Consider the following 12,944-nt stretch of genomic DNA (forward strand, 5'->3'; position numbering starts at 1 on the left):
CAATGCACGAGCGGTGCCGCGGGAGTCTGTCACGCAGAAGTGCTGCGGGAGGGTAGGGGTTACCCTCCCGCATCCCCTTAACGGGGGTCAATGCCAGAACAGCGCGATCAGGATGATGATCGGGATCGGCACGCCGAGGAAGTAAAGGAGGATCGAGCGCATGGTGAGTCTCCTGTCAGCGAATGGAGTGGGCGGGGGAGGTGGAGTGCAGGTGGTGAGCCACCAGCAGCTCTGCGTCACGGCGGCGGCCGCCGTGGATGGCCATGAAGCTGGCGAAGAACGCACCGCACAGCAGCGCCGCGAACATCCACAGCGCCGAACCGGCAGCGACCTTGCGGGCCGTGTCGGCGGCCTGCAATGCCTGTTGCTTGGCCTGTTGCGCCTGGGCGAACACGGCATCGATGCGCTGCTCGGCCTCGGCCTGGCTGATCTCGGTGCGCTGGGCGATCACTCGGGCGAGGTAGGTGCGGTCGTCTGCGCTCAATTGCCCTTCGGCCAGGCCGCGCACGAAAATACGGGAGGCGACTGCATGGGCGGCGTCATCGCTGACGGCGACCGGCCGGTTGTCGCGGAACAGGGTGTCGATGAAGTAGGCGGCGTCGTTGTCGTCCTTGCCGGAGGAAGCGCTGGTGGCACTCGCCGCCGCGCCAGCGGCCACCGTGGCGCCCGCCTGCAGGCCACCACCCACCAGGCTGCTGACCGAGCCGATCACCAGGGTGGCGGTGACCAGCGTCGCGATGGCCCAGGCGAGGAAGCCATGGGCGGTATCGCGGAAATAGACTTCATCGCCGTGCAGGCTGGCCCATTTCACCCGCAGGCGTCCGGCCAGGTATCCGCCCAGGCCGGAAGCGAGCACCTGGGTGATCGCCAGCCAGATGAACGTGGAGATGCTCATCTGCTTGAAGCTGCCGCCATCGCCAGGCCACGGCGACACTGCGGAGAACCCGAGGCCGAAGCCCAGGACAATGAGGATCAGCGACAGTGCCGCGGCGGCGGCCGCGCCGGCGAAGATCGCCGGCCAGGCGACGCCGGAGTGATCGAGAGTGCTAGTGAGGGAGGTATCGGCGCTGGCAATCATGGGCGGTGCTCCTTTGGCTGGGCCTGAACCTGCCTTTGCACCGCGCATGCCAGCTGTTTCAAAATATTAAAATCAATACTTTCAAAGAGTTGTGATTGAAGGTGCGCATGCAAGGGATGCAGAACGCATGGCCCCCCGGCTCGGCGGCGGCAGAATGCACGATCCACCTCCTGCGAGCGCAGGAATTACGAACCCGACTGCCCGACCCGTGGTCTTCTGCTGGAGCAAGCAGCAATGCACGAAGCCTGACGGTACGCCCGTTCCAGGTGGCGCAGACGTCGATAGCCGCTTTCGAATTTGGCGCGCCGAATCTCGGTTTCGATGCTCAACGCTGCTACTCTTCGGCCTGCCGGCGATCCGGCCGCCTGACTCGCAGGAACACGATCCAAGGAACCCTGAGCCATGAGTGAAGAGATCCCCGCCGCCGAAGGCCTCAAGCTGAAGGTGCAGCCCAGCCACCTCAACTTTCCGGTGATTGGCATCGGCGCGTCGGCGGGTGGTCTGGGTGCGTTGCTGCGGCTGTTCGAAAACATGCCCAACGACAACGGCATGGCCTTTGTGGTGGTGATGCACCTCTCGCCCAATCATGAGAGCAGCGCGCACCAGATCCTGCAGAAAGTCACCAAGATGAAGGTGCAGCAGGTCAGTGAGCCGACGCCCATCGAGCGCAACTGTGTCTACCTGATTTCCCCGGCCATGCAGCTGACCATGAACGATGGCTACCTGCGCGTGACCGAGCTCAACCCCGGCCAGCCGCGCCACATCGCCATCGATATCTTCATGCGCACGCTGGCGGACGCCCACGCCGAGCACGCGGTGAGCATTGTCCTGAGCGGCAACGGCAGCGACGGTTCGGCCGGGCTGTCGCGGGTGAAAGAGCAGGGCGGGGTGACCATCGCCCAGTCACCGGACGACGCCGAGTACGACGAGATGCCGCGCAGTGCCATTGCCACCGGCCAGGTGGACTTCGTCCTGCCGGTGGGTGACATGCCGCAGAAACTCATCGACCTGTGGCAGAGCATGCGCAACATGCAACTGCCCGCAGACGCCGACGTCGCCACGCCGTTCCGCTCCATCGAGGACCCGGAGCAGTCGCGCGCCGCCGAAACCGCTCTGAAGGACATCCTGAGTCTGCTGCGCACCCGCACCGGCCATGACTTCAAGCACTACAAGCGCGCCACGGTGCTGCGGCGCATCGAACGGCGCATGCAGGTCAATCGCCTGGGGGACCTGCCGGCCTACCGCGCCTTCCTTCAGGGCGCGCCGGAAGAAACCCGGCACCTGCTGGCCGACATGCTGATCGGGGTCACCAACTTTTTCCGTGATCGCGAGGCTTTCGAAGCGCTGGAGCGCGACATCATCCCGGGCCTGTTCGACATGCCGGAAACCAGCGATGCCCCGGTGCGGGTCTGGAGCGCCGGGTGCTCCTCCGGTGAAGAGGCGTACTCGCTGGCCATCCTGCTCGCCGAGCACGTGGATTACCGGGAGATCGACCGGCAGTTCCAGGTGTTCGCCACCGACATCGACGAGCACGCCATCGCCATCGGCCGTAGCGGGGTCTACCCCGAAGCGATCCTTCCCGACATCACGCCCCAGCGCCTGCGCCAGTACGTGACCAAGGAGCAGACGCGCTACCGGGTGAAAAAGGAAATCCGCGAGCGCGTGCTGTTCGCCATGCACAACCTGCTGCGCGACCCGCCGTTTTCCAAGCTGCACTTGATCAGTTGCCGCAACCTGCTGATCTACCTCGACCGCGAAGTGCAGGCGGACATCCTGCAGATGTTCCACTTCGCCCTGGCGCCGGGCGGCTACCTGTTCCTGGGCAGTTCCGAATCGGCTGACGTCTGTCAGGAGCTCTTCACCCCGGTGGACAAGAAGAACCGCATCTACCGCGCCAAGGCCGGCGCGGTCATGGGCCGGCCGACCTCGCCACTGCCGGTGATGCCCCTTGCCGATACGCCGCAGGCGAGCAACGAGCGCCCGGCCGAGCGTCGCCGTGTGTCCTTTGCCGACCTGCACCAGCGCGTGCTGGAGCAGTACGCGCCGCCCAGCGTGGTGGTCAACCACGAGTCGAGCATCGTGCACATGTCCGACCAGGCCGGGCGCTACCTGCGCTATGTCGGTGGCGAGCCGTCGCACAATCTGCTGTCTCTGGTCCATCCGTCGCTGCGCCTGGAGCTGCGCACCGCGCTGTTCCAGGCGTTCCAGACCGGGAAGAGCGTCGAGGCGCGGCGCGTCAAGCATGAGCGCGATGGCACCACGTCCTACATCAACATGGTCATCCGGCCATTCCGCGACATGGACTCGGACTTCGCTCTGGTTATCTTCGATGAAGTCGAAGAGACCATGAGTGGCGACGCCAACGGCCATCAGCAGAACGTCAAGGACAGCGTGCTCTCGCAGCTGGAGAGTGAACTTCAGCGCAACAAGGAGCAGCTGCAGGCGACCATCGAGCAGGCGGAAACGTCCACGGAAGAGCTCAAGGCGTCCAACGAAGAACTGCAGGCGATCAACGAAGAGCTGCGTTCGACGACCGAGGAACTGGAGACCAGCAAGGAAGAGCTGCAGTCGATCAACGAGGAACTGATCACGGTCAACCAGGAGCTCAAGACCAAGGTCGAGGAAACCGGCAAGATCAACGACGATCTGCAGAACCTGATCGCGTCCACCGACATCGCCACCGTCTTCGTCGGCCGCGACATGCGCATCAAGTCCTACACCCCGCGCGCCACCGAGATTTTCAGCATCATCGCATCCGACACTGGACGCTCGTTGCTGGATATCACCCACCGGCTGGATTACCCGGACCTGGCCCGCGATGCGTCGAGCAGCTTCGAGTCCCTGCGAACCATCGAGCGCGAAGTTTCCAGCCAGGATGAAAGGCGCTACCTGGTGCGGATGCTGCCGTACCGGACGACCGACAACATCATCGACGGTGCGGTGTTGACATTCATCGACGTCACTGAACGACGCCTCGCTGAAGACAAGGCCCGGGAAAGCGAGGAGCGCCTGCGCCTCGCGGTGGAAAGCACTCAGGACTTCATCATTGTCACCCTGGACCGCAGCGGCAGCATCACTGGCTGGAACAAGGGCGCCGAACGCGCCTACGGCTACCGCGAGGCCGATGTGATAGGGCAGAGCCTGGATATCCTGCATAGCGAGGATGACCAGCGCTCCGGCGTGCTGCGCGAAGAACTGCGGGTGGCGCGGCAGGTGGGGAGGGTGGAGACCGATCGCTGGCACCTGCGAAAGGACGGCAGCACCTTCTTCTGCAGCAGCGTGACCACTGCGCTGCCCAATGGCGGCCCACATGGCTATGCCAAGATCGGCCGTGACGTGACCAGCAAAAAGCGCGCGGAAACGGAGCAGGAACACCGCCTGCAGCAGAACCAGGCGAAGATCCGTCTGCGCGATGAGTTCTTCGCGATGATGTCCCACGAACTCAAGCATCCGCTGAATATCATCCAGCTCAATGCCGAGCTGATTGCGCGCCTGTCTGCGGTGCGCTCGCATGCGGTGGCCTCGCGCGCCATCGAAGGCATCCAGAGCTCGGTACGCAGCCAGGCACGCATCATCGATGACCTGCTGGATCTGTCGCGGGTCAATACCGGCAAACTCAAGCTCAATCTGGCGCCGGTCATCCTGCAGAGTGTGATCGAGGAAGTGGTTGGCGCCTTGTCCGCGGAAGCTCATGAGAAGGACCTGCTGATCGATCTGCAGATGCCCGCGCGTGGCAATGACCCGCTGGTGGCCGAGGCGGACCCGGTACGTGTCGAACAGATCCTCTGGAATCTGCTGAGCAATGCGGTGAAGTTCACTCCCGCCAGCGGCCATATCCAGGTCGCCCTCGAGCAGGACGAGGGCATGTTGCGCATCCAGGTGCGGGACAATGGCCAAGGTATCCCGGTGGAAGATCTGCCACGCATATTCGAACTGTTCGGCCAGGCCAGCAATGAGCAGCAACGAAGTCACACACCGGGCCTTGGTATCGGCCTGGCACTGGTGCGCGAGCTGGTTGAAGCGCAGCAAGGGCGGATCGAAGCGTCGTCTGCAGGGCGAGGGCAGGGCGCACTATTCACGGTGTGGCTGCCGCTTTACCGTCAGTTCGACCTGCCGGTGGACACCTTGCAGGAGTCTACCGGCCCCTTTGCCGGAGCCCGTCTGCTACTGGTGGACGACTCACCGGATATCCGCCTGATCATGGAGCAACTGCTTACGATCGAGGGCGCGGACGTGACGACCGCCGAGGATGGTCCGACAGCCTTGAGATGCCTGGAAGGCTCGTCCTTTGATCTGATCCTCTCGGATATCGGGATGCCTGGCATGGATGGATACGAGCTGATGCGCAGAGCCCGCCAATTGCCACAGCACGCCCAGACACCGTCTGTGGCGCTGACTGGCTATGGCGCTGCCGCGGATGCTGAGGATGCCCATGCCGCCGGCTTCAACTCGCATGTCAGCAAGCCGGTGTCATTGGAAAGGCTGCAGCAGGTCGCTCGGGAACTGGGAGTCAGCGGTACAACGGGGAAAACTTCCGAGTAGCGAGCGATCTGCGTGGCATGGCCGCTTTCGATTGCAAGGCGGCCACAGGTTTCCGCCCGCAGGCCGGGACAGGATAAGAGATGCGATTTGCCTCAACAGGTGCTGCCGCGCCATCAACGACAAAGAACAGGTGCAGCTTCTGAAGAACCTCAGTCAGGAGTCGAGGCGCACCATGAGCGATGGATTGCCTTGGACAACGGAAATCCAGTTTTCAGGAAAGACAGGCACCAGGGGCAAAACAGCCAACCGGGGACTTTGATTCTGTGACACTCGACCCTGTGCGCTGCATAGATAACTTCGCATAATGTGAGGCGTTACGTTGAGCGGGGTATGGAACATGGCGCAGCCTCCATGCCTCGCGTAACGTAATGGCCATTATGCGAACGCCCTTGCCCCTCGAAATCCCGCATCACCTGGTCGAACTGGCCACCCTCTACGCCCCGTCGCGTGACCCGCTGCAAGCGGTTTCCTACGTGCTCCAGGACTACCCGAACGTCCTGGGCGATCTGCGCAAGTTGCGCCGCCAGCTCGACGACTTTCACCAGGAGGGCGCGGTCTTGGACGAACGACTCGCCGCGCTCCAGGAGCTGTGCCGGCAAATCCTGGACCTGTAGCCGCTCCGACCCCGCTTATCACTGATTAACCCAATGGCGCGTACTGCGGCCCCACAGAGAGCACGCGGTCAACGCGCACCAGGTGCTGGCAGATCTCCGAGGAAAGTTGAGCCGTCTAGCCCGGCAGGTGTGATACGCGAAGCATTGGGCCAAGGGCCCAACGGGTAGCCGGAAGGCGCAGGGCGGAGCCCTGGCTGGAAGGAACGAATGTTCCTGGAAGAGAAAGGCAGGCTTGCAGAGGAGCGGGGGTAGCCCGAAGGGCGCAGGGGTTCACCCCTGGTGTTTAGATGCCTCAGCGTGCACCTGGATGCAGGCCTGACTCGTTTTGGCGACTTCCCTGCGGTAGCCCATCACCTGGAGCGGGATGGTGCCTGCATCGCCGGCGCAGGCCTTCTGCGAGGCGTAGCCTTCGAATTTCAGCGTCTCCAGCGGCTCCCCGCTGGAGGCGTATAGGGTCATCAGCAGAATCCATTGCATCGGTGGGGCTCCGGGTGTTTTGCCGGCCCGCGCAGCGGGTCGGGTCCACCATCTCTAATGGTGGACTTTTGTGACATGGTGACACTCAGCGCACATCGAGCTCCAGCTGGCCTTCCTTGCCAACCTCGACGTATCCCACTGATTTCTCAAGCAAAAAGTGAGCTAGCTCGCTGTCCTTTATCGGCTGGCGTCCGTGCTTTATCAGCATCTTGTTGATTTCAATGCATTTTTGCCGCAACAGCTCTTGTTCTGTGGCGGTCAATCGCAGCGTCGCAGGCATAGTGCCATTACCCATCGTCTGAAATCCTCCAAAAGTCTACGTGCATACATGTTACTTGTGTTGACGTATGCATGCGTGCGCGTATACATTCCCGGCAAATGTTACTTGCATGCATGCATGCAAAAGCAGGGAATCGCTTACACATGCTCGACAAACTGCATCTCTTCATCCCCTTCGCCTCCGAGCATATCCAGCTGCTCGGGGCCGATGGCCGTGATGATCCGGTGCACTCTGTTGACCTGGCCACCCTCGGTGTTCCGCTCCAGGGTCAGATCAGCATAGGGGAGGGTGGCAAGCTTGAAGCGGAGTACCTGCGCCATGCGTGGGAGTCTCTGTCCACCGGCTTCACGCCGCTGGCCTTCAAGGTTTTCCACCAGTCGCTGGGCAAGCGGCTGATGCCTGGCATTGAGGTCAAAGCCTCTCCGGCGAAGCTGCTCCAGGGCCACAACGTTTTCGGCCCGACCTGTATCCAGAAGGGTGCAGAGGTCATGTTGAAGTGGATTGCCGGCACGTATCCGCAGCTGTTCGCCAAGCTCGATATCGCTGCGGCCCAGGTCTACGCCATCGACTGCACGTTCTCCAGCCGGCTGCCTGATGAGCGAACCGCGCTCCAGGTCATCCAGGCGCTGACCAACGTGAGCAACGGCCACACCAAGAGCCGTGGCGACAACTACCAGACCTCAGCCTACTGGGGCGCCAAAGAGTCTCGTCTGAAGCGGCTCAAGGCTTACCTGAAACACACCGAGTATCAGGCGCAGCTGGACGAGTTGAAGCGGGCAGGGCGGGGCAACCTTTCGGCTGCTCGTACCTATCGGGTCATGTCAGACCCTCGACTCCAGGAGTGGGTGCGATACCTGCTTCGCATGGAAGCCACCGTTATGCATCGGTGGATGGAACGTCGCGGCATCCCGTCGCGACTTGTTGATCTGATCGCTCACCAGCAGCAGCTCGCAGGGGAGGGGCGCTGCCTGATTCAGGAGTGCTGGCAAGCGGTTACAGCGGATCTTTTCGCGGCCTTTGAGGGTACCCAGATGCGTATTGTTGATGATGAAAAAGTGCTGGCCGCACTGACTGAAAAGTTCACCAAGCTGGGCCGTAACGGCAAGCCGAGTGACGCCTACGCCAAGACCCTGTTCCGTACCTATCTGAGCATCAAGGATTACGGCTGGGACCACACCAAGGACCTGGCTCCCAGGACCTTCTATCGCCACATCAAGGACATTGCCGAGGCCGGTTTGAGTAAGGCTGCCTTGCAGAAGCTCCAGGACATGGACCGTACCAACAACGTGGTTCCGCTGCTCCGTTTCGTCCAGGTCGACTTCAGCGCGCAGCGTCCTGACTGGTACGTCGAACCTGTAGTGGAGGCTGCCTGATGCTCAGCACTCACTTGAACAAGCTCCAGCGGGCGCTCACCGACCTGCGTTACAAGCCTGAATCGCGGTCATTCAACTTCGGTTACGTGTCCGGTTTGCTCTCGGGCTACTTGAGCGCCGACCTGATCGAGTTCGATGTCTACGAGCGCCTGACAGTGCTCAAGCTCAACGCTTGGGATCACTGCCCGCGCGTGGAGGCCGCATGATCACGCCCGTTACCGGCAAGCCGGGGGAGGGCATGACCTTCTCCGATCGCAAGCGAGTCCTGCGCCTGATCTTGTGCGTCGCTGACGCCTGGTGGTTTCCGTTCCTCCTGGGCGTGGGTGTCGGCGTCGGCCTGATCGCCTACGGCGAGGACCAGATGCTCCAGATCATGACTTCTGGTCTCGAGAAAGTGCTCCAGGACCTCCTGCATTCCTGCGGGGTGCCGCAATGAAAGCGCCGCTTCGCTTTGCCTTCGGCTGGGTGGTCTATCTGGCCATTGTGGCCGCAACGAATCCCATCATGGCCGCCATCTGGCAGGCCTTCCAGGAGCAGCCGCTCCTGGTCCCGATCATCACTGCCATCGGCGGCGTTGCGCTGCTCGCTGGCATCTACATCGTCGCGCTCCGGCCGTTCTGGACCTGGTGCGATCAACCGCGAAAACCAAACCGTGAGGTTCCCCCATGCTCGTGAAAATCGGTCTGTGCAACGGCACTTCGGAGAAAACCAGTAACAACGGCTTCGTCGAGCACTACGTCCTGGTGGTAAACGACGAGCCCGACCAGTTCGGTCAGCTGGCTCAGAAAACCACGGGCATCCGCCTTTCCAAGGCTCAGCTCGACAACGGTGTCCGCGATTTCTACGACACCTTGAAGGGCAAGCAGGTGTGCGTGCCGGTCTACAACCGCATGTGGAACAACGGCAAGGGCATGGATACCTGGCTGTCCAACGAAAACGGCTGCAAGCCGCTTCCCCTGGTCGCTCAGGGCCAGCTCAAGGCGGCTAGCTGACCATGAATCTTGTGGCGTGCGATGGCACCTGGACGCAGTCGGAAGGCTCGCTTCGGTGCACTGGCACGCTCGTCGAAGTGCCCCATCAACCGGGGCTCACCTCCGAGCAAACGAGTGAGCTTACAGATCAAGCGATTGTTCTGTTCGCCATCGTCTTCGGGGTTCTCGCGCTCAGAAAAGCGCTCTAAACCAAGGAGTAAGTCTCATGCAGAAACGTACCTTCGCTCGTGCCGTTACTGGTGCCCTGACCCTCGGCGCCCTGGCTGCTCAACAGGCCATGGCCGCTGTTCCGGCTGATGCTTCGTCCGCCATCGAAACCGCTGGCACCGACGCCGCCACCATCGGTGGCCTGGTCCTGGTCGTGATCATCGGCATCGCCGCGTTCAAGTACCTGCGCCGCGCGCTGTAAGCCGTCACCGGCCGCTGCTGCCGAAGCACCGAACCCCGCTCCGGCGGGGTTCTTTTTGCCTGGAGGAAACTGAGATGGACCCGAATTCTTACGCCCTGGTGGTGGTTACCCTGGCATTCGCTGTGCTGTTCTTCGGGAGGTTGTGATGGGTCGCTTCCTGGTAGGCCTGCTCCTGGTGCTTTCGGCGTCCTTCGCTTCTGCTGAGGACTACTACTGGAAGAACTCGCCAGCTCCTGGTGGTGGCGTGTTTACCGCGTCTTCTCCGGGCGCTGTTTGTGATGCGATTGTCGCCAGTCTCGCTAGTGAAAACGCGCGGAATGCCTCGCTCACTCGGTCTTCTGATGAGGTTTTCTACTGCAATTTCGTATGGTCGGCTGCGAACACTGCGAGCGTTCTGATTGGCCGTCTCGGCAGTGGTTGCCCGGAGGGATACACCTATAACGCTGAGACTGGGGTTTGTGTTCCGCCCGACCCGAGCAAGTGCGAATCTACTATCGGTCAGGTTGTTCAGCATCAGCACAAGAGAGGAGTGCTCAGTCAGGGCGGGGTGATTCTTCAGAACACGCTCGCCGAACCTCCTGGAGTGGTCTGCAGCAACTCCTGCCAGTACGCCTCTATGGGTGAGGGGCCGACCGATTGTTATCGGTTTGTCGGCGCCGGCGCGGACCAGGACTCTGCCTTCTGCCTTTTCCGCTACAAGGGCAATGGTGTCGAGTGCAAGACCGACGATACGACGATGACGACCCCGCCGAAGGACCTTTCGCCATCCAGCCAGAAGAAGAACGAGTGCACCAACAAGACCACCGACGCTGAGGGTCGTGTTCACTACAGCTGCCTGGCCACGGATGGCTTCCAGGAGCCGGGGAAGATGCAGTGCGGTGAGGTCAACGGTGTGTATGGCTGTGTCGCTGGCAAGCCCAGCCCCCAGAAGAAGAGCACCGACACGAAAACCGAGACGTTGGAGACCCCGGCCAGTGACGGCAGCAAGACCACCGAGACCACTACGACCACCACGGTCACGACCTGCAACGGTGTGAACGCCTGCACCTCGACCACCACGGTCAACAACACCTCCGGTAAGACCAACTCTGACGGCTCTAACGGTGGTGAGACTTCCACCTGCACCGGCGCTGGCTGCAAGCCTGCTGGCGAAGAAGAGGGCGAGGAGGAAGAGGAGGACAAGGACGAGGTGACTGGCGACCAGTGCGGCCAGCCTCTGAGCTGCTCCGGCGACGTCATCCAGTGCGCGATCCTCAAGCAGCAGAAACAGTCCAGGTGCGACTGGAACTACGAGGACGCCAAGGCCGGCATCGAGTCGGAGCTGGCCAAGGACGAGTACCAGGTAACCGAGGATGAACACGACATGTCCGGGCTGTTTCAGCAGGCCATTGGCGCGTCGCGCTGGCTTCCATCAGCTTGCCCGGCGCCTGAGCGCGGGTCTCTGCATACCCGTGGCGCTGGCTCTGTTCAGCTGAGCTGGCAGCCCACTTGTGATTTCGCTTCGGGCGTCGGCCCGTTCCTGGTCGCCGCGGCGTCCATCTTCTTCGCGGTCTACGTGGGTCGCGGTATTGGCGGAGGTGCCTGATATGCAATTCGTAGCGCTGTTCTCGTTCTTGTCATCCATCGTCGGCCCCCTGGTGGCCAAGGTCCTTACCGCCCTGGGCGTCGGATTGGTGACGTATACCGGCTTGACCCTGGTGCTCGACCAGGCGCGCGATGCCATCGTCGCCAACATCAGTGCCAGCGGCGCGGCGTATGTCGCTCTGTTCGGCCTTGCGAAGGTGGATGTGGCCATCAACATCGTGCTCGGCGCGATCACTGCTCGGGCGACCCTTGCCGGCATCGACAAGGCCTCTGGCAGCGTCACGAAGCTGGGTAGCGTAGGGAAGGGGGGCTAGCTATGTTCGTGCTGCGTACGGGCCTTCAGGGCAACGGCAAGACCCTCAACACCATCAAGGAAGTGGACCAGAAGGCCCACCAGGAAGGCCGCAAGGTCTACTACTGCAACGTGACCGGCTTCAATCCAGGGCACCCGGCCATCAAGGCCGAGTGGATCCCGTTCGACACGCCGGAGAAGTGGTTCGAGCTGCCGCCCAACGCCATTATCGTCATCGACGAGGCGCAGACTTGGTTCAGGGTTCGCCCCCAGGGCTCCAAGGTTCCTGACTACGCCACGCGCCTGGAAATCATGCGTAAGGACGGCCACGAGCTGCACTGCATCACTCAGAGCCCGAAGCTGATCGACTCGCACATGCGAGATCTCTGCAACTGTCACATCCACTACAGCCGCGGCAACGGCGGCCCGATTATCAAGCGCTGGGTTTTTCAGAAGCCCGAGCTTGCCGTCAGCAGCAGCAAGATGGAGTTCGAGAACGGCGAGTCGTCCAGGATCACCATCGACAAGAGCTATTTCGGTTGTTACGAGTCGGTCAAGGAAGGCACCGAGCATCACTTCAAGTTCCGGCCGCCCAAGGCGATGGTGGTCTTGATCGCCTGCGGTGTCGCGCTTGCCCTGGGCGTCGGGAAGATCTACTGGAGCCGGTACGCTCAGCACGACAAGCCAGCGGACCAGGTCGTCCAGGAAGGTTCGGCGAAGCCGGTCGCATCAGCACCTGGTCGTGCGTCTGCCGAGCTGCATGTCAGCAAGGAGCAGTACATCAATGACCGGATTCCGCGCATTCCTGATGTGCCCAGTTCTGCGCCTATCTACGACGAGTTGACTAGGCCTGTGGCTTATCCGAAGCCGTTCTGTGTGTCTTCCAGGGACGATTACTTCATCCAGAAGAACGCCAAGCGCATGGTGATCGGCAGGATCGAGGGCAAGCTGTACGGGTGTCGCTGCAACAGCCAGCAGGGTTCGCGGCTGGATATCTCGTTCGAGGCCTGCATGGCGTACGTCGAACAAGGCGTGTTCGATCCGGCCGTGCCTGATCAGGGAACCGCGACCGCGACCGGGACAGGCGCTGCAGCGACTGGTACGGTGGCGGGCGTGGCGATCCCTCAGCATTCAACGGTGAGCAACGCCGCAGAATCGTACGCCGGCAACGGCCTGACGATCGTTCCTGACAGCGAATACAGCTCGAGGCCGTGGCGATGATCGAGCAGATGATTTTTGACAGCGCGACTGGGTTGGACCTGGTGCTCGGCGTTTTCCTGCCGAGCCTGGTTTGCTGGGCTTT

General features: G+C 61.9%; 14 protein-coding genes. 11 read left to right on the forward strand and 3 right to left on the reverse strand.

The features are described from left to right. Positions 1–175 precede the first annotated feature (175 nt). Positions 176–1,078: a hypothetical protein gene (locus IB261_RS15250; RefSeq protein ID WP_081519939.1), complete on the reverse strand. Its 903-nt coding sequence runs from the start codon at positions 1,076–1,078 to the stop codon at positions 176–178. 402 nt (positions 1,079–1,480) lie between these two features. On the opposite strand from IB261_RS15250, the gene IB261_RS15255 reads away from it, so the two are divergent. Both IB261_RS15255 and IB261_RS15260 read left to right on the forward strand, forming a co-directional pair. Further along, positions 1,481–5,620, forward strand: coding sequence for a CheR family methyltransferase (locus IB261_RS15255; RefSeq protein WP_192382488.1), 4,140 nt, complete (start codon positions 1,481–1,483; stop codon positions 5,618–5,620). A 389-nt stretch (positions 5,621–6,009) separates the two neighbouring features. Then, on the forward strand, positions 6,010–6,234 hold the full coding sequence (locus IB261_RS15260) for a hypothetical protein (RefSeq protein ID WP_225606061.1): 225 nt from the start codon (positions 6,010–6,012) through the stop codon (positions 6,232–6,234). A gap of 270 nt (positions 6,235–6,504) precedes the next feature. Here the strand turns inward: IB261_RS15260 and IB261_RS15265 are convergent, their stop codons facing one another. Further along, positions 6,505–6,711 carry a hypothetical protein gene (locus IB261_RS15265; protein WP_192382490.1) on the reverse strand — a complete coding sequence of 69 codons (207 nt, stop codon included), beginning with the start codon at positions 6,709–6,711 and terminating at the stop codon, positions 6,505–6,507. 85 nt (positions 6,712–6,796) lie between these two features. After that, positions 6,797–7,006 (reverse strand): hypothetical protein, encoded by a 210-nt coding sequence (locus tag IB261_RS15270; RefSeq protein ID WP_192382491.1) that lies wholly within the window; start codon positions 7,004–7,006, stop codon positions 6,797–6,799. A 128-nt stretch (positions 7,007–7,134) separates the two neighbouring features. Here IB261_RS15270 and IB261_RS15275 point away from each other — a divergent pair, with 128 nt between their 5' ends. The 9 genes from IB261_RS15275 to IB261_RS15315 all read left to right on the forward strand — a co-directional run bounded on the left by IB261_RS15275 (position 7,135) and on the right by IB261_RS15315 (position 12,862). Further along, a complete protein-coding gene (locus IB261_RS15275) occupies positions 7,135–8,364 on the forward strand; it encodes a phage/plasmid replication protein, II/X family (protein WP_192382492.1) in 1,230 nt (409 codons plus the stop codon). Further along, the gene (locus IB261_RS15280) at positions 8,364–8,570 is read left to right on the forward strand and encodes a hypothetical protein (RefSeq protein ID WP_192382493.1); all 207 of its coding nucleotides are present in this window, start codon (positions 8,364–8,366) and stop codon (positions 8,568–8,570) included. Before IB261_RS15275 ends, IB261_RS15280 begins: the two co-directional genes overlap by 1 nt. Continuing rightward, positions 8,567–8,800, forward strand: a complete 234-nt coding sequence (locus IB261_RS15285; protein WP_192382494.1) for a hypothetical protein — start codon at positions 8,567–8,569, stop codon at positions 8,798–8,800. The genes IB261_RS15280 and IB261_RS15285 overlap by 4 nt, the downstream gene beginning before the upstream one ends. Then, positions 8,797–9,039: a hypothetical protein gene (locus IB261_RS15290; RefSeq protein ID WP_192382495.1), complete on the forward strand. Its 243-nt coding sequence runs from the start codon at positions 8,797–8,799 to the stop codon at positions 9,037–9,039. The genes IB261_RS15285 and IB261_RS15290 overlap by 4 nt, the downstream gene beginning before the upstream one ends. Further along, positions 9,030–9,356 (forward strand): DNA-binding protein, encoded by a 327-nt coding sequence (locus tag IB261_RS15295; RefSeq protein WP_192382496.1) that lies wholly within the window; start codon positions 9,030–9,032, stop codon positions 9,354–9,356. Before IB261_RS15290 ends, IB261_RS15295 begins: the two co-directional genes overlap by 10 nt. Positions 9,357–9,561: 205 nt before the next feature. Further along, positions 9,562–9,765: a major capsid protein gene (locus IB261_RS15300; RefSeq protein WP_192382497.1), complete on the forward strand. Its 204-nt coding sequence runs from the start codon at positions 9,562–9,564 to the stop codon at positions 9,763–9,765. A gap of 145 nt (positions 9,766–9,910) precedes the next feature. After that, positions 9,911–11,350, forward strand: a complete 1,440-nt coding sequence (locus IB261_RS15305; protein ID WP_192382498.1) for a virulence factor TspB C-terminal domain-related protein — start codon at positions 9,911–9,913, stop codon at positions 11,348–11,350. Position 11,351: 1 nt separating this feature from the next. Further along, positions 11,352–11,663 (forward strand): DUF2523 domain-containing protein, encoded by a 312-nt coding sequence (locus IB261_RS15310; RefSeq protein WP_192382499.1) that lies wholly within the window; start codon positions 11,352–11,354, stop codon positions 11,661–11,663. 2 nt (positions 11,664–11,665) lie between these two features. Beyond that, positions 11,666–12,862: a zonular occludens toxin domain-containing protein gene (locus tag IB261_RS15315; protein WP_192382500.1), complete on the forward strand. Its 1,197-nt coding sequence runs from the start codon at positions 11,666–11,668 to the stop codon at positions 12,860–12,862. Positions 12,863–12,944: the final 82 nt, after the last annotated feature.

This window comes from Pseudomonas sp. PDM20, from assembly GCF_014852575.3.
Taxonomy (GTDB): domain Bacteria; phylum Pseudomonadota; class Gammaproteobacteria; order Pseudomonadales; family Pseudomonadaceae; genus Pseudomonas.